This window comes from Pseudonocardia sp. N23, from assembly GCF_002583555.1.
Lineage (GTDB): Bacteria > Actinomycetota > Actinomycetes > Mycobacteriales > Pseudonocardiaceae > Pseudonocardia.
On the sequence record NZ_BEGX01000052.1, the window covers coordinates 320,474 to 341,072 of the forward strand.

The following is a 20,599-nucleotide window of genomic DNA, read 5'->3' on the forward strand; positions in this document are numbered from 1 at the left end:
CAGGATCCGTCATGCCCCACGAGAACGTGTTCGTCAGCAACCACATCCACGTCGAAGGTCCGATCCCCGGCCCGTACTCGCTGCTCACCGTGGCGTCGGCCGCGCACCGCGCGGACGGCACCCTGGTGTCGACGTTCACCGTCAACCTGCGAGAGCTGCCCGGGGCCACGATCCACCCGATCGCGCTGAGGTCCTGGCGCGGCCGGGCCGACGACTGGCTCACCACCCGGCGGGCACCCCGTCCGCCGGCCGCCGCGACCAGTGCGTATGTGCGCTGGGTCGATGCGCTCCCGGCGCCGGCGGTGTTCGTCGCCGGCCCGGAGGCACAGGACCACGTGTTCCTGTACTGGTACGTGCAACGCTTCGTCGGCCACTGGCCGTTCGTCGCGACCAGCACGGACCCCGCGGTCAGGGACACGCTGCCCGACGCCGCGGTCTGCCCGTTGCCGGGCTGCCGCCGCGGCGTCGCCCGCTCCGCGTAGTACCCACGAGACCCCCGCCCGGTTCGCCGGTGCGGGGGTCTCGTCGGTTCGGGTCGGTCCTGGAGCAGGTCAGTCCGTGAGCGCCTGGTTCTTGCGGCCGATCACCGCACCCGCCACACCCGCGACGAGCGTCGCCGTCGCGAGGATCATGCCCAGCCAGCCGAAGCCGCCGACCAGGAGCCCGATGCCCGCCGACACGGCGCCGACCGCGAGACCGGTGCGCGCCACCGACGGCCCGGTCAGCTTCCGGGTGACGACGCGGGCGCCGACCGCCGTCAGCAGCACCGCGAGGAAGGCCGACACCGGCGCGATGATCGCGACGGGCGGCAGGACGAAGTAGGCGAGGTCGTCGACGAACTGCGACGCGACGGCCGCGGCCACGACGGGGACGACCGGCACCCGGGTCATGGCGTTCTGCAGTGTGGTCATGCCGTCGAGCATCGCCCCGGCGCCGGGCCCGGGAATCGGGGTTGTCCCCGATCCGCCCCCGGGATCCGCGCCACGATCCTCACATCCCGGCCGCAGATGTGTCGTCAGTCGAGGTCGTCGTGCTGCATGAGCTGGCGGCCCGCCTCGGTGATCGACCCCGACAGCGAGGGGTAGACGGAGAAGGTGTGGGCGAGGTCGTCGACGGTGAGACCGTTCTGCACCGCGAGCGCGATGGGCAGGATCAGCTCGCTCGCCACCGGCGCCACCACGACGCCGCCGATGACCGCGCCCGTCGCAGGCCGGCAGAACAGCTTCACGAAGCCCCGGCGCAGGCCGCGCATCTTGGCGCGCGGGTTGGTGGCAAGCGGCAGCATGACGGTGCGGGCCGCGACCTCCCCGGCGTCGATCACACGCTGGCTGATGCCGACCGTCGCGATCTCGGGGCGGGTGAACACGTTGGCGGCCACGGTGCGCAGCTTGATGGGGGCGACGCCCTCGCCGAGGGCGTGCCACATCGCGATGCGGCCCTGCATGGCGGCGACCGAGGCCAGCATGAGCATGCCGGTGCAGTCTCCCGCGGCGTAGACGCCCGGCACGGACGTGCGCGACACCCGGTCGACGGTGACGAACCCGCCGCCGTCGGTGTGGACGCCGACCTTCTCGAGCCCCAGCCCCGCGGTGTTGGGGACGGAGCCGACGGTCATGAGTGCGTGCGAGCCGCGGACCTCGGTCCCGTCGGTGAGGATGACGACGACGCCGTCGCCCTCGCGCGTGACCGACTCGGCACGGGCGTTGGCGAGGATCTCGACGCCGCGCTCGGTGAAGACCTCCTGCAGCACCGCGGCGGCGTCGGCGTCCTCGCCGGGCAGCACGCGGTCGCGGCTGGAGACGAGCGTGACACGGCAGCCGAGCTCGACGTAGGCGGACACGAACTCCGCGCCCGTCACCCCGGACCCGACGACGATCAGGTGCTCCGGCAGCGCCGGCAGGTCGTAGAGCTGGCGCCAGGTCAGGACACGCTCGCCGTCGGGGACGGCGGAGTCGAGGATGCGCGGGGTCGCGCCGGTGGCGACGAGGACGATGTCGGCAGGCAGCGACTCCTCGATGCCGTCGGCGGTGGTGACGTCGACGACCTGCGGGGACCCGGGGATGGGCTCGCCGAAGCAGGCGGTGCCGTCGATGATCCGGACGCCCTCGCCCGCGACGCGGTCACGGATGTCGGCGGACTGGGCGCGGGCCAGGCTGAGCACGCGGCCGTGGACCTTGGGCAGGTCGACGCCGGCGGTGTTGCGGTCGAGCAGGACGCCGAGGTCCTCGGCCCGGTGCAGGTCGACGCGGACGGCGGCGGTGGAGATGAAGGTCTTGGACGGGACGCAGTCGTCGAGGACGCACGCGCCGCCCATGCCGTCACGTTCGACGACGGTGACCTCGCTCCCGTGCTGCGCGGCGACGAGTGCCGCCTCGTAGCCGGCAGGTCCGCCGCCCATGATCACGATCCGGGTCACGCAGGTTCGCCCTCCTCGGCGTCGAACGGGACGCCGCAGACAGTACGCCCGTCCTGTGAACGGGGTGTGGCCCCCGGGTGAGGTCGTCGATCGTGGCCCGGGGGCACATGACTAGTCTGTGCGGGTGCCGCTCTACGCCGCGTACGGGTCGAACATGGACCCCGCCCAGATGAAGGAGCGCGCCCCGTACTCGCCCATGGCGGGATCGGGGTGGCTGCAGGGCTGGCGGCTGACCTTCGGCGGTGAGGACTTCGCCTGGGAGGGCGCCCTCGCGACGGTCGTCGAACACCCGGGTTCGCAGGTCTTCGTCGTGCTCTACGACGTGCCCGACCAGGATGCGGCCACTCTCGACCGTTGGGAGGGTGGCGAGCTGGGGCTGCACAAGAAGCTCCGGCTGCGCGTGCACACCCTCGAGGGCGATGTCCTGGCCTGGATCTACGTGCTCGACGCCTACGAGGGCGGGATGCCCTCGGCGCGCTACCTCGGTGTCATCGCCGACGCGGCGGAGCTGGCCGGCGCCCCGGACGACTACGTCGCCGCCCTGCGCAGCCGGCCGTCGAGCAAGTCCGTCTGACCGTTCCGGCCGGGCTCGCCACGCCGAGCGACCGATAGTTGTCAGACATCTGACTGCTCGCCTAGGCTCGCGGGATGGGCCTTCCCTGCGACCAGCCACTGCTCGAACGGCTGGCCCGCTCCTTGTTCCCGCCGGGCAGCTTTCCCGAGGTCGTCTACGCGCGCGCCGCCGACGAGGTCGCACACCACAGCTGGGTGCGTCAGGTCCTGTGCCGCGAGGTCCCCGAGGAGCCCGGCACGGATCCCGTCGCCCGGCTCGTCGACTCCCCGCACGGGACGGCATTGCTGGACGTCATCTCCGACGCCGCGGTGCGGGCGGCCCTCGAGGCCGCCCGCACCGAACACGTCGCCGCGGGCCCCTTCACCGCGCCTGCCTGACCCGGCGGACCTCAGGCCACCGAGGCGCGGTACTCCCCCGCGATGTACTCGGCCTGCCGGATCGCCAGCGCCACGATCGTCAGCGTCGGGTTGGCACCGGCGCCCGTGGTGAACTGGCTCCCGTCGGAGACGAACAGGTTGGGCACGTCGTGCGCCCGGCCGAACCGGTCGACGACGCCGTCCTCCGGCCGCTCGCTCATCCGCGACGTGCCGAGGTTGTGCGTCGACGGGTACGGCGGCGTCTGGATGATCCGCTTCGCGCCGACGGCCTCGTAGACCGCAGCGCCCTGCCGCTGACCGTGCTCACGCATCGCGACGTCGTTGGCGTGGTCGTCGAAGTGCACGTCGGCGACGGGCAGCCCGTGGGCGTCGGTGACCGCGGGGTTCAGGGTGATCCGGTTGCCCTCCTGCGGCATGTCCTCCCCGATCACCCACATCCCCGCGGTGTTGCGATAGTCGTCGAGGTACATCGCGAGGTCGGGACCCCACGACCCGGGTGCGACGAACGAGGAGAAGAACGCCGGTCCGAGCGAGATCGTCTCCATGTAGTACCCACCGACGAACCCGCGGTCGGTGTCGAGCCGCGACTCGTCGGCGATCACCCCGGCCATCGTCTCGCCGCGGTGCATGTTGACCGGCTTGTCGTACTGCCCCCACACCGTCGCGGTGGTGTGGCGCATGTAGTTGCGGCCCACCTGACCCGACGAGTTGGCGAGACCGTCGGGGAACAGCGCGGACGCGGACAGCAGCAGCAGCCGCGGGGTCTCGATCGAGTTCCCGGCGACGCACACCACCGACGCGCGCTGCCGGCGCAGCACACCCTCCCCGTCGACGTAGAGCACACCGTCGGCGCGACCGCGGCCGTCGTGGAGGATCTGCACGACGTGGCTGTCGGGGCGCAGGTCGAGGTTGCCGGTCTTCTCGGCCTTCGGCAGTTCGGCGACCAGCGTCGACCACTTCGAGCCGTTCTTGTCGCCCTGGAAGTTGAACCCGTCCTGGACCGACGCGGGACGACCGTCGTACGGCTCGGCGTTGGTGGCATAGGGCCCGGTGGAGACCCGGCTGTACCCGACCTTGCGGGCACCGTTGGCGAAGACCTTGTAGTTGTTGTTGGCGGGCAGCGGCGGCCGGCCGTGGACGTGGGTGACGCCCATCTTGATCTCGGCCCGGTCATAGTAGGGCGCGAGATCGTCGAGGCCGATCGGCCAGTCGAGGAGGTTCGCGCCGGCGAGGTCGCCGTAGACCGACCGGGTGGTGAACTCGTGCGGTTTGAACCGCGGGCAGGCACCGGCCCAGTGGGTGCTGGTGCCGCCGACGGCCTTGACGATCCACGCAGGCAGCCCGGGGAAGTCCGTCGCGACCTGCCAGCTACCCGACGCCGTCCGCGGGTCGGTCCAGGCCATCTGCGCGAAGGCCTTCCACTCGTCGTTCTCGTAGTCGGCGCCGGTGAGGTGCGGGCCGGCCTCCAGCACGACGGTGCGGATCCCCTGCTGACACAGCTCGTTGGCGAGGGTGCCGCCGCCGGCGCCGGAGCCTACGATGACGACGACGTCGGAGTCGTCGTGGTCGAAACGGCTCATGCCGATTCCTCCTCGTACTCGATCTGGGGGTCGGGCAGCCAGTCGAGGTCGTCGAACCCCCGGTTCACGTAGCCACCCTGGTCGAACGACGGACCCTCGTAGCCGAGCAGGTCCCAGACCTCGTGGTCGTCGTAGAACCTCACGAGGGCGGTCGCCTTCACCGCGCCGAAGAAGGCGGTGGTCTCGATCTCGCGGAGCAGGGCGAGGGCCGCGGCGTCGTCGAGGTCGGCGAAGGGGCGGTCACGGAGCCGGTCGAGATCGGTGAGGCCCTGACAGACCTGGGCGCGCGTACGGGCGTCGCCGCCGACGACCGCCTCGGCGGTCCGTTCGTAGGGGCCGTCGGGGAACGTGGGGTGCGGGAACATCACCCGGAGCATCCGGACCAGCGTGGCGTGGTCCGCGGGGGCGACAAGTGACATGGATACCTCTCCGCGTCGAGAAGACTTCGAGCCCGGATCACAGCCCCTCGGTGGCCCCGGTCACAAGCCCCGGCTGATTCTCGCTGATCGAGACAACGGACCTTTCGGGCGCCGGTGGTGTCGCCCCGACGAGGACCCCGCGCGACCCCAGACGGACCGGGGACCAGCACGTCAGAGCCCCGTCGGCCGGGTCCGTCCAGCCCTGTCACCCTCCGCCGTCGTCTCCGGTCGGGTGGCAAGAGTTCAGACATCTGATGCCTGAACTTCCACCCGATCGGCGCAACGCCCGAGAAGAGGAGCTCAGGTCGTCCGGAACATCTCGAAGATCACGTCGAAGTTCGCGACCGTCGCCGCCGTCGCCGCCGCCGGGTCGCCGGACCGGATCGCGTCGAGGAGCGCCGCGTGCTCGTCGGCGGTGTCGGGCAGCGGCTCCTGGTCGACGAGCGCGGCCAGCGCGTGGGCCAGCGACTCCCGGAACCGGTCGAACAGGTCGAGCAGCAGGCCGTTGCCGGTCATGGCCACCACCCCACGGTGGAAGGCGGTGTCGGCCTCCACGAACGCGGCGGTGTCGCCCCCGACCAACGACTGACGCCGGGCCAGCACCTCTTCGAGGGCGTCGATGTCATCGGGCGAGGCCACCTCGGCCGCGATGCGTGCCGCCTCGACCTCCAGGGCCCGGCGCACCTGGTAGACCTCCAGGATCCGGGCCCGGCGGAGCAGCTGCGACGTGCCCGCGTCGGCGTCGGCGGTCAGCCCGACGGCCATCGGAACCGGCAGCCGGTCGGCGACGAACGTGCCGTTGCCGTGCTGCACGACGAGCAGGCCCTCGCGGGTCAGGAGCTTGATCGCCTCGCGCAGCGACGACCGCCCCACCCCCATCTCGCGAGCCAGGGCGGGTTCGGCCGGGAGCTTGTCCCCCGCCGCCCACCGGCCGTACGCGAGGTCGTCGCGCAGGGCGTTCTCGACCCGTGTGACGACGCTCGAGCTCCCGAGATGCCGCTGCTGCGGACCACCCGTCTGCATAGGACTCCTCGCGTCGGCGGAGCCGCAGTGTACGGCCGACGCGAGGAGTCCGAGACCTCCGCGCACGACCTGACGGTCGTCGCCCGGCCCGTCAGGCAGGGGCCGGGTCTGCGGCGGACACTTCCAGGCGGCACAGCAGCGCGTCCTGCGCGACGCTGTCGCCGATCTTCACCGGCAGCTCCGTCACCGTTCCGGACACCGTGGCGCGCACGGCGTTCTCCATCTTCATCGCCTCGACGACGGCGACGACGTCGCCGGCAGCCACCTGCTGACCCTCGCTCACCGCGAGCTGGACGACGGTGCCCTGCATGGGCGAGACGAGCTGCTCCGGCGACGCTGCGGCGCTGCCGCCGCGGTCGGCGCCCGCGAGCAGCCCCGCCCGGACGGCCTCGGCCGACGCCCCCGTCAGCTCGGCCATGCCCGGCAACGACACCCGCAGCGTGCGCCGGCCCAGCCGCAGCAGTCCGACGGTCGGGTCGGGCACGGGCGGCTCGCGGCGCGGGAGGTACTCCTCCTCGACCCAGCGCGTGTACACGCCGAGCGAGTCGGTGCCGGTGAAGGCCGGGTCGGCGAGGACGTCGCGGTGCACGTCGAGCACCGTGCGCACCCCCTCGACCCGGATCTCGGCGAGCACGCGCCGCGCCCGCGCGAGCGCCTGCGCCCGGTCGCGGCCGCTGACGATCACCTTGGCCAGCAACGAGTCGTACTCGGCACCGACCCGTCCGCCCGGCGCGATGCCGGAGTCGACGCGCACCCCGGGACCCGACGGCACGTCGAACCGGGTGACGGTGCCGGGTGCGGGCGCGAAGCCGCGGTCGGCGTCCTCGGCGTTGATCCGGAACTCGATCGCGTGCCCGCGGACGGGGACGTCGGCGGGCAGGTCCAGCGGTTCACCTGCGGCGATCCGCAGCTGCGCGCCGACGACGTCGACACCCGTGACCTCCTCGGTCGCCGGGTGCTCGACCTGCAGCCGGGTGTTGACCTCGAGGAACGTCGTGGTGCCGTCGTCGGCGACGAGGAACTCGACGGTGCCCGCGTTGGTGTAGCCGGCCTCCCGGCAGATCGCCGTCGCCGACTCGTGCAGCGTCGTGCGGAGGTCGTCGGACAGGAACGGCGCGGGCGCCTCCTCGATCAGCTTCTGGTTGCGGCGCTGCACCGTGCAGTCGCGGGTGCCCAGCACGGAGACGGCGCCGTGGCTGTCGGCGAGGATCTGCACCTCGACGTGGCGCGCCCGCGGCAGGAACCGTTCGACGAAGCACTCGCCGCGGCCGAACGCCGCGGTCGCCTCGCGGACGGCGGACTCGAACGCGCCCGCGATCTCCCCCGCCTCGTGGACCACCTTCAGCCCGCGGCCCCCACCCCCGAACGCCGCCTTGATCGCGACGGGGAAGCCGTGCTCGGCGGCGAAGGCCTCGACCTCGGCCGCCCCCTCGACCGGTCGCGTCGTGCCGGGCGCCATCGGGGCGCCCACGCGCCGGGCGATCGAGCGGGCGGACACCTTGTCCCCCAAGGCTCGCATCGACTCGGGCGACGGACCGACCCACACCAGTCCGGCGTCGATCACCGCCTGCGCGAACCCGGCATCCTCGGACAGGAAGCCGTAGCCGGGGTGGACCGCGTCGGCTCCGGCGAACGCGGCGGCGTCGAGGATAGCGGCGGCCGACAGGTAGCCACCCCCCGACAGCGCGACGGCCTCGTCCGCCAGCAGTGTGTGCGGCGCACCGGCATCGACGTCGGAGTACACGCCGACGGCGCGCAGCCCCGCGTCGTGACAGGCCCGCACGATGCGGACGGCGATCTCCCCGCGGTTGGCGACGAGAACGGTTCTCATGAGCTCTCCCCCGCGCGCGCCAGCACCTGGCGCGCGAGCTTCAGGTGCACGGCATCGACCATCTCCCCGTCGACGACGGCCACCCCGGCCGACTCGGCCTCCAGCACCCGCCTCGCGCGCGCGATCTCGTCCGGCGACGGTGTGAACACCTCGTGCGCCAGCGCCACCTGCGACGGATGGATGCAGATCTTCCCGGCGAACCCGAGGTCGCGGCCGGCAGCGGCGTCGGCGAGGAAGGCCTCGGCGTCGTCGATCGCGGTGACGACCTGGTCGAGCAGCGGGATGCCCGCGAGCCGCCCCGCGAGCACGGTCTGGCTGCGCGCGTAGAGCACCTCCAGGCTCCCGGGGCTGCGGCGCCCGCCGATGTCGGCGATGTAGTCCTCGGCGCCGAAGAACCCGGTGTCGGCGTGGGCGAACAGCTCCCGGGAGTTGACGACGCCGAGCGCGGACTCGATGCCCGCCATCAGGATCCGGCCCCGGGTGCGCTCCCGGACGTCGGCGAGCACCGCGGGGTCCTCCGCCTTGGGGACGATCACCCCGGCCGCGCCGCTGCTCAGCGCCGCGTCGAGGTCGTCGTCGAACCACGGGGTTCCGGGCGGGTTGACGCGCACCAGGACGGTGGCGCCCCCGGCGTCGAGCGGCGCGTCGCACAGACCGGCGCGCGCGGCGTCCTTGCCCGCGACGGCGACGGCATCCTCCAGGTCGACGGCGACCGCGTCGGGAGACCACCGGGGGACCTTGGCGAGCAGGTCGAGCTTGTCGGCCGGGACGAACAGCAGGCTTCTCATACCGGGCTCACGACGTGATGGCGCTGGTCGTGGGTCCGCTGCCAACCGTCGGCGGCGGCGACGCGGGCGATCAGCTCGGCCCGCAGGTCGCCGGGCTGGACGACGGCGTCGACGACCAGGTCGCTGCCCATCCGCAGCAGGTTGACCTCCGCCTCCTGCTCGGCGACCCGGCGGGCCACGAACGCAGCCCGCTCCCCCTCGTCCTCGATCTGGGCGATCCTGTTGGCGTACATGGCGTTCGCCGACGCCTCGGGAGCCATGGTGCCGATCGTCGCCGTCGGCAGGGCGAGAGTGGCGCGCGGCTCGAACCCGGGCGCGCACATCGCGTAGTAGCCCGCGGCGTAGGCCTTGCGCAGCACGACGGTGAACCGCGGCACCTCGGCCGAGGCCATCGCGACCAGCATCTTCGCCCCGTGCCGGATGATCCCCTGCCGCTCGACGGCGACCCCCACCATGAACCCGGGGACGTCCTGCAGGAACAGGATCGGGACGTTGAAGGCGTCGCACAGCGAGATGAAGCGGGCGGCCTTGTCGGCGGAGTCGACGAAGATCGCGCCGCTGCGCACCGACGGCTGGTTGGCGACGATGCCGACGACCCGCCCGTCGAGCCGGCCCAGCCCGCACACCATCTCCGTCGCCCAGCCCGACTTGATCTCGAAGAACGAGCCGGCGTCGACGATCCGGTCGATGACGTCGTTGACGTCGTAGGGCTGGTTGGGGTCGCTCGGCACGAGGTCCTCGGGCCAGTGCGGCAACGCGGGCGGGCAGGACTGCGTCGTCGCAGGCCGCTTCTCGAACGAGTCGGGCAGGTAGGTCAGCAGCAGCCGGGCCGCGGCGATGGCCTCACCGTCGGACCCGAAGACCTCGTCGCCGCAGCCGGAGACGGTGGCGTGCATGCGCGCGCCGCCCATCTCGTCGAGTGTCGTGATCTCGCCGGTGACCTTCTCCGCGACGCGCGGCGAGGCCAGGTACATCGACGCGTTGCCCTCGACCATGCCGACCCAGTCGGTGAACGCCGGCATGTACGCACCGCCCGCGGCCGACGGACCGAGCAGGCAACACACCTGCGGCACCCGGCCCGAGAGCCGGACCTGCAGGTGGAAGATGCGTGAGGCGCCTCGGCGGCCGGGGAAGAAGCCCATCTGGTCGTTGAGCCGCCCACCCGCGGAGTCGACGAGGTAGACGACGGGGAGCAGGTCGCGGTCGGCGCGTTCGAGGATGCGGATCTGCTTCTCGCAGCCCAGCTCACCCCACGAACCGGCCTTGACCGTGAAGTCGTGGGCGATGACGGCGACGAGCCGCCCCTCGATCCGGCCGACCCCGGTGAGGACGCCGTCGGCGGGCAGCCGTTCGCTGCGCGCGTTGGCGAGCAGCCCGTCCTCGACGAACGTGCCGGGGTCGAACAGCAGCGTGAGCCGGTCGCGGACCGGGAGCTTCGCGGGCCAGCGGGAGGTGTCGAGCCCGGCGAGCGCGGCGTCGCGGGCGGCGGCGACGTCGTCGGCGTCCGGGGCCGCGGGGACCGGCGTCCCCGTGTCGAGCGCGGTCACGACGACGCCTCCGGGGATCGACGGATCAGGCCGGTGCGACGGGCCTTGCAGACCAGCTCGTCACGCTGGTTGTGGGCGCGGTGCTCGAACACGACGATCCCCTGCGTCGGCCGGCTCTTCGACGCCCGCGCGGAGACCACCTCGGACTCGACGCGGATCGTGTCGCCGACGAACACCGGCTTCGGGAAGGTGACGTCGTCCATGCCGAGCTGGGCCAGGATCGTGCCGTGGGTCAGCTCCGGCACCGACAGCCCGACCACGAGCGCGACGGTGAACATGCTGTTGACCAGCACCTGCCCGAACTCGGTGCTCTTCGCGTAGTCCGCGTCGAGGTGCGCGGCGGCCGGGTTCATCGTCATCGTCGTGAACAGGACGTTGTCGGTCTCGGTGACGGTGCGCCGGATCGCGTGCTCGACGACGAGCCCTTCGGTGAGCTCCTCGAACCAGAGCCCGGACACGACCCGGCCCTGCGCGTCACGTTTCTGCTGGAAGGTCATCGGGCTCCCTGGAAGTTCGGTGCGCGCTTGCCGGCGAACGCGGCGAGACCCTCGCGGGCGTCGGGGTTGCCGGTGAGGTGGTCGACGACGGTGCGCTGCTCGGCCGCGAGCGCCTCGCGGTAGGGCGCGGCGAGCCCGTCGGCATACATGCGTTTGACGCCCGCGAGCGCGGACGGGCTGTGCCGCATCAGCCGCGCGACGATGCCGCCGACCGTCGACTCCAGCTCGCCGGGCTCCACGCACCAGCCGACGAGCCCCATCGCGGCCGCGGTCGCGCCGTCGACGATCTCGCCCGTGTAGAGCAGCCGCCGGGCCAGTGCGGCGGGCAGCGCGCGGGGCAGCCGGACCGAGCCGCCCGCGCCGGGGATCATCCCGTACTCCATGTGCCGGTCGCCGATCCTGGCCTCGGTGGAGGCGACGACGAGGTCGCACGCCAGCATCAGCTCGCAGCCACCCGCGACCCCGTACCCGTCGACGATGCAGACCGAGACGAACGGCGCTGCCTCGATGGCATCGAGCGCGGCGCCGATCTCCGCGATGTAGGCGGCGACAGCGTCGCGGTCGTCGCCGAGTCCGAGCAGGTGGGGCAGGTCGGCCCCGGCCGAGAGGGCCCTGCCGCGGCCGCGGACCGTCACGACCCGGCAGCCCGCGTCGGTCACCTTCTCCACCGCGGACTGCAGCCCCTCCACCAGGTCGGGGCTCATCGCGTTGTGCGCCTTCTCCCGGGTCAGGGTGATCGACGCCGATCCGCCGTCGATCACGACCTCGACCGCACTCATGCGTTCCTCCGCACCGTGATGCCCGCCTTCTCGCGGTCCCACAACTCGTCCCTGCCCTCCACCGCCGCCGCCTTCAACCTGAACTTCTCCACCTTCTGGCTCGGGGTCTTCGGCAGCTCGTCGATGAGCTGCCAGTACCGGGGCACCATGAAGTACGCCATGTTGTCGACGCAGTAGCCGACGAGCTCGGCGAAGTCCGGCGACGCACCCTCGGCCGGCACGACGTAGACCATGACGTCGTCCTCCGAGAGGTCCGACGGCACCGCAACGGCCGCCACCTCGTGCACGTCGGGGTGCTTGCAGAGGATGGTCTCCAGCTCGTATGCGGAGATGTTCTCCCCGCGCCGGCGGATGGCCTCCTTCTTGCGCTCGGAGAAGTACAGGTAGCCGTCCTCGTCGAGGCGCCCGCGGTCGCCGGTGAGGAACCACAGGTCGCGGATCGCGCCGACGGTCGCCTCCGGCATGTCGTGGTAGCCCAGCATGATCATCCCGGGGCCGTTGGGCCGGATGCAGATCTCGCCGACCTCCCCGACGGGCAACGGCACGCCGTCGTCGTCGGCGATCTGGACGTCGACGTGGTCGCGCACCCGCCCCGCCGACGCCGCCTTCTCCGGCGGGTCGTGCGGGCCGAGCACCGTCACCGCGCAGTTCTCGGTCATCGCGAACACCGAGGTGACGGTGATGCCGTAGCGCTGCTTGAAGCCGTCGACGAGCGGGCGTGTCGTCGGGACGACCATCGCGGAGCGCACCGAGTGGTCGCGGTCGCCGGGGCCCTCCGGGAGCTGCCAGATGATGTTGGCCATGGCGCCCAACGCGTTGAACTCGGTCGCGCCCGACTCGCGGATGTCGGTCCAGAACGAGCGCGCCGAGAACCGCGGGGCGAGCGCGATGCACGAGTCGCCCCACAGCGCCGCGTACACCGAGTACCAGATCGCGTTGCCGTGGAAGAGCGGCAGACAGGTGTAGAGCACGTCGTCGGGCCCGTACTCGCAGTGCCGGGCCATCAGCTCGCCGACGGCGTGGCCCTGCGAGTGCGGCGAGACCACGCCCTTGGACGGCCCCGTCGTCCCGGAGGTGTACATGATCAGCATCGGGTCGGAGGGCTTGACCTCCGTCGCCGGGGTCTCACCCCCGGTCGCGGCGACGTCGGCGAGATCGTGGACGTCGACGCCCGGCCGCACGGCGGTGTCCGTCCCGCCTCCGCCGGGCCCGTGCACGACGAGGCCGCTCACGGTGTCCGCTCCGCGCAACGCCTTGTCGAGCGTCGGGAGGAAGTCCGCCTCCGCGACCACCCACTCCGATCCCGACTGGCGCAGGTAGTACTCGAGCTGGTCGCCCTTCGCCGCGGTGTTGAGCGGGACCGAGACGGCACCGAGCTTGCCCAGCCCCCAGCACGTGTAGAGGAACTCCGGGCAGTTTCCCAGCATCACCGCGACCGTCGTCCCCTTGCCGACCCCGAGGGCGGCGAACCCGCGGGCGTAGTCGTCGGTGATCCGGTGCAGGTCGGCGTAGGTGACGTCGGTCCAGCGGCTCTCGGCGTCACGGAAACGCAGGAAGGGCCGGCCGCCGACGCGCTGCGCCTTCTCCGCCAGGACCCGGCCGATGGTGCGCTCCTCGCGCGGGTACACGTGCACGTCGCTCATCCCTCCGGCTTCCGGGCCACGAGCGCCTTCAGGTCGGCGACGCAGCGCTGCTCGTCGCGGTGGTTCAGCACGACGAACCGGTAGGTGACGACGCCGTCGCCGTCGGGGCGCTCCGCCACGTCGAGCACCTCGGTCTCGACGCGGACGGTGTCCCCGATGACGGTCGGCGCCACGAACCGCAGCCGGTCGAAGCCGTAGAAGGCCTTCATCGCCGGCGGCCAGAACTCCACCAGACCCAGCCCGAACGAGATCACCAGCGCGCCGTGCGCGATGCGCTGCCCGAACCTCGGGTCCGCGGCGGCGTACTCCTTGTCGGTGTGGATCGGGTGCCAGTCACCGGTGACCATCGCGAACTGCACGAGGTCGGTCTCGGTGATCGTCCTGGCCCGCGACACCGAGGTGTCGCCGACGCGGATGTCGTCCAGGTAGGTCGTGATCACGCGGCTCTCATCCCTGCTGTTTCTGGAGGTCGGCGGCGGACGGGTCGTCGAGGTCCGCACTCCCGCGGGCGATCGTCTTCGCGCTGATCGCCCAGACGCACACCAGCGAGATCAGCGACATCACGCACACGTAGACAGCCACCGAGAGCACCGTGCCCGTCGCTCGCACCAGCGCCGCGGCGATGATCGGCGCCAGCGCCCCACCGAGGAGCACGCCGATCTGGAAGCTCGTCGACGCCGCACTGAAGCGCACCCGGGCGTCGAACATCTCGACGATGTAGGTGGCCTGCGGGCCGTAGGAGATGCTGAAGAAGACCGCGCCCACGAGGTAGGCCCCGATGAGCAGCCCCAGGTTCCCGCTGTCGACGGCCAGCATCGTCGGATAGATCCAGACCGCCATCGCCGCCAGGCCGGCCAGGATCATCCGTCTGCGGCCGAAGCGCTCCGACAGCGCGCCGAACACCGGCAGCATCGCCGCCGCGACCGCCGCGGATATCAGGATCGCGACCAGCATCTCGTTGCGCGAGAACGTCTTCGCCGACGGCCCGTAGCTCAGCGCGTAGGTGTTCACGATGTAGAAGTACGAGCCCGTGCTGACGATCGAGCCGATGGCCAGCAGGATCTGCAGCGGGTACGTCCTGATGGCGAGCCACAGCGGCACGCGGGCCTCGGTCCGGGTCTCGCGGACCTTCTCGAACACCGGCGTCTCGGTGAGCTTCAGCCGGATGAACAGCCCGATCGCGACGAGCACGATGCTGATCAGGAACGGGATGCGCCAGCCCCAGCTGCGGAACTGGTCGTCGGGCAGGCCGCTGACCGCCAGGAACGCGAGGGTCGACAACAGCAGACCGGCGGGGACGCCGATCTGCGGGAGGCTGCCGTAGAGGCCGCGTTTGCCCTTCGACGAGTACTCGACTGCTGTGAGCACCGCGCCGCCCCACTCGCCGCCGACCCCGAAGCCCTGGAACAGCCGCAGCACCACCAGCAGGATCGGCGCCCAGATGCCGATGGTCGCGTACGTCGGCAGCAGGCCGATCAGGAACGTCGCGACCCCCATCATGGTCAGCGACATGACCAGAACCTTCTTGCGGCCGATGCGGTCGCCGAAGTGCCCGAACACGATCCCGCCGATGGGGCGGGCGCCGAAGCCGATCGCGAACGTCGAGAACGCGAGCAGCGTGCCCGCGAGGGGGTCGACGTTCGGGAAGTACAGCGGCGCGAACACCAGGGCGGCCGCCGCGCCGTAGAGCTGGAAGTCGTACCACTCGATCGTCGTGCCGATCAGCACCGACAGCGCCACCCGGCGCATCGGTGGCCGCACTTGCGTCCCCACGGGTGTCGAACCCGCCGGGGTCGATGCTGCAGGCGTCGCCATGTCGTCTCCTCGTCGGACCGCGCGGTCCGCCCGTGGTGGGCGGGCCGCGGACTTCGTCGTCGTCCACGGTCAGGGACTGGCGCGGGGGCCGCGTGGCAGGAGCGGCCGCTCGCGGGGCCCGGCGACTGGCCTCGCCGACGGGTCTCGTGCTGCGTTCCGGGTGGTTCCGGGTAGCGCTGTTCCGTACTGGGACACGCCCTGCCTGAATTAACGTTCATTCAGGGCGGAATCCACGATAGTGTGACCCGCGTGACGCGGTCAACGCCTGTCTCCTCGGAGACGGTCCACCAGGCGGCGCGCGACCTCTTCGCGGCGCAGGGCTACCGCGGCACGTCCATGAAGGACATCGCGCAGGTACTCGGCGTCTCCGCGCCGAACCTCTACAACCACGTCCCGTCCAAGCAGGACCTGCTGTTCTCGATCATGGACGTCGCCATGGACCGGGCGCTCGACGCGCTGGCCGCCGCACTGACCGGGGTCACCGACGTCGCCGAGCAGCTCCGCGCCGCAGCCGCCGCGACCGTGCTGGACTTCCTGGAGAACCCGGCCGAGGTGACGGTCTGCAACACCGAGATCCGCAGCCTCGTCGAGCCCTACCGGACCACGATCATCGGCAAGCGCGACGCCTACGGCGCTCGCATCCGCGGCATCGTCGAGCGCGGCTGCACCGAGGGCCGCTTCCACGTCGCCGACCCGCGCACCGCCAGCTACCTCATCCTCGAGATGGGCAACAGCGCCAAGGCCTGGTTCCGCCCCGCAGGCACCTACACCGCCCGCCAGGTCGCCGACCAGTACGCCGACTACGCACTCCGGATCGTCGGCACGGTGACTTAACGATCGTTCAGCGAAGGACGTCCTCACCGGCTCGCGTGCAAGTCTGCCGCAGCGCGAGTATCGCGGTCTCGGCGCGGCTCGAATGCAGTGCCCCGTCGGACATGGAGCCGCCCGGGGCTCCTGTGGGGGAGCCGCCGGGCGGCGGGAGGGGCCGTCGGGGGCCGGCCCTCTGTGGTTCGCAGTGGATCAGGCGGGCGGGACCTCGAAGGCCGCCAGCGCCGACTGCACCAGGACCCGGACGCCGACGGGCAGTGCGCGCTCGTCGAGGTCGAACGTCGGCTGGTGGATGTCGCGCATCGGGCCGACACCCGACCACACGCCGAGCCGTGCCATCGCGCCCGGCGCCTCCTCGAGGTACCAGGCGAAATCCTCGCCGCCGGAGGACTGCTCGGTGGTACTGGCCGCCTCGGGGCCGACCGAGGCGATCGTCGCCTCGCGCAGGATGCCCGCGCTCACGGCCTCGTTGACCACCGGCGGGACGCCCCGGATGTGGTCGAGGACGTAGCCGACACCCGTCGGCGCCAGTACCGACGCCACGAGCGAGCGCAGCTTGGCCTCGACCTCGTTCCACGTCGCGTGGTCGGCGGTGCGCAGCGTGCCGCGCAACGTGCCGCTGCGGGGGATGGCGTTGGCGGCGTGGCCGGCCTCGACCGCCCCCCACACCAGCACGGTTCCCGAACGCGGGTCGACCTGGCGGGTCAGCAGCAAGGGGAGCTGGGTGATGAGCAGGCCCATGGCCTGCACCAGGTCGGCCGTCAGATGAGGACGGGCCGTGTGGCCGCCGGGCGAGGTCAGCCGGATCTCGATGAGATCGCACGCCGAGGTGATCGGCCCGACGCGGGTGCCGACCTTGCCGACCTCCAGGCGCGGGTCGCAGTGCAGCGCGAAGATGCGCTCCACGCCCTCCATCGCGCCGTCGGCGACCATGTCGAGCGCGCCGCCGGGCTGGACCTCCTCGGCGTGCTGGAAGACCAGCCGCACGCGCCCCGGCAACGACGGCGCGGCCGCGAGCGCGAGCCCGGCACCGAGCACCATCGCGGTGTGCGCGTCGTGCCCGCAGGCGTGCATGACGCCCGGGACCGTCGACGCGAAGGGCAGCCCGGTGTCCTCCTGCAGCGGCAGCGCGTCGAGGTCGGCGCGCAGGCCGACACAACGGTCGCCGAACCCGACGTCGCACACGAGGCCGGTGCCGCCGGGGAGCGTGCGCGGCTCGAGCCCCGCGGCCATGAGCCGGCGGGCCACCATCTCGGTGGAGCGGCGCTCGGCGCGGCCGAGCTCCGGGAGTGAGTGCAGGGATCGGCGCCAGGCGACGACGTCGCCGCGGCGCGCGTCGAGCCACGCATCCAGCCAGTCAGGTCCGGTGCCGGCTCCGAGGTCGGTCACCGGGAGGTCACCGAGCGCCGCGAGTCCGGCGTCCGCCTCCAACAGCGTCACGCCTCATCACCGTCCCTCGGGTCCGTGTGCGCTCCGTGTGGAACGCCAGCCGTGTGAACCATCGACTCATAGTCCTCACCCGGTCGGCGGTTCACCAACGGAAAGTCGGCACGATGCCGAAATGCGCGGCGAGGGGTCGCCGGTCTGCTGCGGGCGGGCGAAGGGTCGCCGCTCGGCGACGCCGGCGACCGGATCCCGGGTGATCGTCCTCACCCACCACTGCATTCGGGCCGCTCACCGCGCCGCGACGGCCGCGCCGACAGTTCGTCGCACCACAGGGACCGGCCGCCTGCCCGACGACCGGTGGGCCGGATGGATCCCTCGCGTACCGTCAGACGGCTGTCACGGTGCGTCATCGGCCCGGCGGCCGATCGGGGGTTGCTCGTCCGGTGTCGGCGGGGTGCGGCGACAATGGGCGGGTGTCGAGCCCCGTAGAGGACGGCGAGCGTCGCGTCGGCGGCCGCTACACCCTGTCCGCGCAGCTCGGCAGTGGCGCGATGGGCACCGTGTGGCGCGGTTACGACGAGGTGCTGCGCCGTGCCGTCGCCATCAAGGAGCTCAAGGTCCCGCTCGGCATCCCCGAGCGTGAGGCGTTCGCGATGCGTGAGCGCATGCTGCGCGAGGCGCGCGCACTGGGCGGCCTGTCCAACCCGCACATCATCACCGTCTACGACGTGGTCGACGTCGACGGCGCGCCGCTCGTCGTGCTGGAGATGCTGCCGTCGCACAACCTGGCGACGATGATCGGCGAGCAGGGCCGGCTCAACGCCCAGCAGGCCGCAGTCGTCGGCTACGCCACCGCGGGCGCGCTGCGGGCCGCGCACCGGGCCGGCATCACGCACCGCGACGTCAAGCCCGGCAACGTCCTCGTCGCCGACGACGGCCGCGTCAAGCTCACCGACTTCGGCATCGCCCGCAACTCCGCCGACGCGCCGATGACCACCGCCGGGCTCGTCCTCGGCTCCCCCGCCTACATCGCGCCGGAGGTCGCCGCGGGCGCGCCCGTCACCCCGGCCGCCGACCTGTGGGGCCTGGGGGCGACGCTGTTCGCCTCCATCGAGGGCCGCCCACCCTACGACGTGCGGGGCGATCCCGTCTCGACGATCACCGAGGTCGTCGACGGCGACGTGCCGCGTCCCCGCGACGCCGGCCCGGTGTCCGAGGTCATCGCGGCCCTGATGGTCAAGGACCCCTTGCAGCGCATGCCGCTCGACGAGGTCCGCAACCGGCTGCGGCCGTTGATCGCCGACCCGGACGACCCGCTGTACCCGGGGTCGCCCGACTCGCCGACGGTCTCCGCGGTGCCGGCGCACATCCGCGGGCCGGAGCCTGCGGATGTGCCGGACCCCGCCCCGTCGACCGGGGTGCCGTTGCCCCGCCCGCGGGTGTCGGCGTCGGGTCCGATCCCGGCGGGGGGCTCCACGCCGCTCGCCGCGGCACCGGGCAGCTTCCCGGGCCTGCGACCGCCCCACGAGTCGGGCACGTTCGCCCGGCAGGGCGCCCTCGAGAGCAGTGGCCACGGGCCGGCCGCGCCGCCGCGGCCGGCCCCGGTCGCGACGACGGGCGTGCAGGCGTCACGCCGGCAGACGGCCGCGGTCGCCGCGACCCGCGAGATGCCGAGCTGGTGGGCGGCGCCGCTGGTCGTCGCCGGTGCCATCGTCGTCCTGCTCGGTGCCGCGGGCGGGTGGGCGGCGACGCGGTCGATCGCGGGGCAGTCGCCGATGTCGACGGTCACCGTCACGACCGACCGCGCGCCGATGGTGCCGCACACCGATCTGCTGGGCTTCTCCGTCGAGGTCCCGGAGACGTGGGCGCAGTACCGCTACGACGCCGCGGGGACCACCGGGGTCCGCTTCGTCAGCCCCGACGGCTCGGAGGAGCTGTCGGTGCAGCGCGGCTCGACCGCCGACGCGGTCCTCGGTGGGCTCACCGCCGACGGGCTGGGCGTCGACACCGTGAGTGCCGACCCCGCCGCCCCGGTCGCGGGGACGTCGGCCGGCGTGCAGCAGACGGTGTACCGCACGACGTCGGGATCTCAGGACCGTACGACGTGGCTGCGGATCGTCCCCGGCACCGACGGGGTGTGGGAGCTGCGGCTGAGCATCCCGGGCGACTCGGCACAGACCACGTCCGCCGACCTGTTCACCGCCATCGCGCGCGGGTTCACCGTCACCGGCGCCTGACGGGCCCCCGGCCCACGTTGATCTACCCTGCCTGCATGGGCACCCCGGGCGATCCCGCCGCGCAGGCGCAGGCCGCGGCCGCGGCGCTGGCGACGGCGACCGGGGTCGGGTCACACGACGTCGCGCTCGTCCTCGGGTCGGGCTGGCGGCCCGCGGCCGACCTCGTCGGCCCGCCGGACGCCGAGATCGGCATGGCCGACCTCCCCGGGTTCGTGCCACCGACGGCCGCGGGGCACGCCGGCACGGTCCGCTCGGTCGACGTCGACGGGCGCCGCGCGCTGGTGATGCTGGGCCGCACCCACCTCTACGAGGGCCACGGGGTCGACGCCGTCGTGCACGGTGTTCGGACGGCGGTCGCCGCCGGCTGCCGCACGGTGCTGCTCACCAACGCGGCGGGCGGGATCCGCGAGGGAATGGCCGTCGGCGACGCCGTCATCGTCTCCGACCACATCAACATGACGGCCCGGTCCCCGCTGGTCGGAGCCCGTTTCGTCGACCTGACGACGTTGTACTCACCGCGGCTGCGCGCGCTGGCCCGGGCATTGGCGCCCGGGGTGGGCGAAGGCGTCTACGCAGGCCTGCCGGGCCCGCACTTCGAGACGCCCGCCGAGATCCGGATGCTGCGCACGGTGGGCGCCGACCTCGTCGGGATGTCCACGGTGCTGGAGGCCATCGCCGCGACCGCGGAGGGCGCCGAGGTGTTCGCGCTGTCGCTGGTGACGAACCTGGCCGCCGGCATGTCCGGTGAGCCGCTGAACCACGAGGAGGTCCTCGCCGCGGGCGACGCGGCCGCCACCCGCACAGGCCCGTTGCTGCGCGAGCTGATCTCCCGCTCGTGACCCCGCGGGCCGTGCGCGAC

20 protein-coding genes are annotated in these 20,599 nt (G+C 72.5%); 6 read left to right on the forward strand and 14 right to left on the reverse strand.

Going from position 1 to position 20,599, the window contains the following annotated elements; genetic code table 11:
* The first annotated feature begins 11 nt into the window (after nt 1–11).
* Complete coding sequence (locus tag TOK_RS15040; protein ID WP_098958464.1) at nt 12–482, forward strand: hypothetical protein; 471 nt, start codon at nt 12–14, stop codon at nt 480–482.
* A 69-nt stretch (nt 483–551) separates the two neighbouring features.
* On the opposite strand, the gene TOK_RS15045 is transcribed toward TOK_RS15040, so the two are convergent.
* Nucleotides 552–911, reverse strand: a complete 360-nt coding sequence (locus TOK_RS15045; protein ID WP_141566406.1) for a hypothetical protein — start codon at nt 909–911, stop codon at nt 552–554.
* 104 nt (nt 912–1,015) lie between these two features.
* Nucleotides 1,016–2,416 (reverse strand): NAD(P)H-quinone dehydrogenase, encoded by a 1,401-nt coding sequence (locus TOK_RS15050; protein WP_098958466.1) that lies wholly within the window; start codon nt 2,414–2,416, stop codon nt 1,016–1,018.
* A gap of 124 nt (nt 2,417–2,540) precedes the next feature.
* Here TOK_RS15050 and TOK_RS15055 point away from each other — a divergent pair, with 124 nt between their 5' ends.
* Both TOK_RS15055 and TOK_RS15060 read left to right on the forward strand, forming a co-directional pair.
* Nucleotides 2,541–2,990, forward strand: a complete 450-nt coding sequence (locus TOK_RS15055) for a gamma-glutamylcyclotransferase (RefSeq protein ID WP_098958467.1) — start codon at nt 2,541–2,543, stop codon at nt 2,988–2,990.
* A 74-nt stretch (nt 2,991–3,064) separates the two neighbouring features.
* Nucleotides 3,065–3,367: a hypothetical protein gene (locus tag TOK_RS15060; RefSeq protein ID WP_098958468.1), complete on the forward strand. Its 303-nt coding sequence runs from the start codon at nt 3,065–3,067 to the stop codon at nt 3,365–3,367.
* Between the two features lie 11 nt (nt 3,368–3,378).
* On the opposite strand, the gene TOK_RS15065 is transcribed toward TOK_RS15060, so the two are convergent.
* From TOK_RS15065 to TOK_RS15115, 11 genes are all read right to left on the reverse strand, one after another.
* On the reverse strand, nt 3,379–4,947 hold the full coding sequence (locus TOK_RS15065; protein ID WP_098958469.1) for a GMC family oxidoreductase: 1,569 nt from the start codon (nt 4,945–4,947) through the stop codon (nt 3,379–3,381).
* Nucleotides 4,944–5,366 carry a hypothetical protein gene (locus TOK_RS15070; protein ID WP_253258393.1) on the reverse strand — a complete coding sequence of 141 codons (423 nt, stop codon included), beginning with the start codon at nt 5,364–5,366 and terminating at the stop codon, nt 4,944–4,946. The genes TOK_RS15065 and TOK_RS15070 overlap by 4 nt, the downstream gene beginning before the upstream one ends.
* A gap of 300 nt (nt 5,367–5,666) precedes the next feature.
* Complete coding sequence (locus TOK_RS15075; protein ID WP_098958470.1) at nt 5,667–6,389, reverse strand: FadR/GntR family transcriptional regulator; 723 nt, start codon at nt 6,387–6,389, stop codon at nt 5,667–5,669.
* Nucleotides 6,390–6,480: 91 nt separating this feature from the next.
* Nucleotides 6,481–8,220, reverse strand: a complete 1,740-nt coding sequence (locus TOK_RS15080; RefSeq protein ID WP_098958471.1) for a biotin carboxylase N-terminal domain-containing protein — start codon at nt 8,218–8,220, stop codon at nt 6,481–6,483.
* Entirely contained in the window at nt 8,217–9,008 is a 792-nt protein-coding gene (locus TOK_RS15085; RefSeq protein ID WP_098958472.1) for a CoA ester lyase, read from the reverse strand. The genes TOK_RS15080 and TOK_RS15085 overlap by 4 nt, the downstream gene beginning before the upstream one ends.
* The gene (locus TOK_RS15090) at nt 9,005–10,555 is read right to left on the reverse strand and encodes an acyl-CoA carboxylase subunit beta (RefSeq protein WP_098958473.1); all 1,551 of its coding nucleotides are present in this window, start codon (nt 10,553–10,555) and stop codon (nt 9,005–9,007) included. The genes TOK_RS15085 and TOK_RS15090 overlap by 4 nt, the downstream gene beginning before the upstream one ends.
* Nucleotides 10,552–11,052: a MaoC family dehydratase gene (locus tag TOK_RS15095; protein ID WP_253258394.1), complete on the reverse strand. Its 501-nt coding sequence runs from the start codon at nt 11,050–11,052 to the stop codon at nt 10,552–10,554. The genes TOK_RS15090 and TOK_RS15095 overlap by 4 nt, the downstream gene beginning before the upstream one ends.
* Complete coding sequence (locus TOK_RS15100; RefSeq protein WP_098958474.1) at nt 11,049–11,831, reverse strand: enoyl-CoA hydratase/isomerase family protein; 783 nt, start codon at nt 11,829–11,831, stop codon at nt 11,049–11,051. The genes TOK_RS15095 and TOK_RS15100 overlap by 4 nt, the downstream gene beginning before the upstream one ends.
* Nucleotides 11,828–13,474 carry an AMP-binding protein gene (locus tag TOK_RS15105; protein WP_253258395.1) on the reverse strand — a complete coding sequence of 549 codons (1,647 nt, stop codon included), beginning with the start codon at nt 13,472–13,474 and terminating at the stop codon, nt 11,828–11,830. The genes TOK_RS15100 and TOK_RS15105 overlap by 4 nt, the downstream gene beginning before the upstream one ends.
* A complete protein-coding gene (locus tag TOK_RS15110; RefSeq protein ID WP_098958475.1) occupies nt 13,471–13,914 on the reverse strand; it encodes a MaoC/PaaZ C-terminal domain-containing protein in 444 nt (147 codons plus the stop codon). Before TOK_RS15110 ends, TOK_RS15105 begins: the two co-directional genes overlap by 4 nt.
* A 7-nt stretch (nt 13,915–13,921) precedes the next feature.
* Complete coding sequence (locus tag TOK_RS15115; RefSeq protein WP_253258396.1) at nt 13,922–15,235, reverse strand: MFS transporter; 1,314 nt, start codon at nt 15,233–15,235, stop codon at nt 13,922–13,924.
* A 303-nt stretch (nt 15,236–15,538) separates the two neighbouring features.
* Here TOK_RS15115 and TOK_RS15120 point away from each other — a divergent pair, with 303 nt between their 5' ends.
* Nucleotides 15,539–16,123 carry a TetR/AcrR family transcriptional regulator gene (locus tag TOK_RS15120; protein WP_172457577.1) on the forward strand — a complete coding sequence of 195 codons (585 nt, stop codon included), beginning with the start codon at nt 15,539–15,541 and terminating at the stop codon, nt 16,121–16,123.
* Nucleotides 16,124–16,309: 186 nt separating this feature from the next.
* On the opposite strand, the gene TOK_RS15125 is transcribed toward TOK_RS15120, so the two are convergent.
* Entirely contained in the window at nt 16,310–17,557 is a 1,248-nt protein-coding gene (locus TOK_RS15125; RefSeq protein ID WP_098958478.1) for an amidohydrolase, read from the reverse strand.
* Between the two features lie 419 nt (nt 17,558–17,976).
* Between TOK_RS15125 and TOK_RS15130 the strand changes: the two genes are divergently transcribed.
* Nucleotides 17,977–19,740, forward strand: coding sequence for a serine/threonine-protein kinase (locus tag TOK_RS15130; RefSeq protein ID WP_098958479.1), 1,764 nt, complete (start codon nt 17,977–17,979; stop codon nt 19,738–19,740).
* A 35-nt stretch (nt 19,741–19,775) separates the two neighbouring features.
* On the forward strand, nt 19,776–20,579 hold the full coding sequence (locus TOK_RS15135) for a purine-nucleoside phosphorylase (protein ID WP_098958480.1): 804 nt from the start codon (nt 19,776–19,778) through the stop codon (nt 20,577–20,579).
* The last annotated feature ends 20 nt before the right edge of the window (nt 20,580–20,599 follow it).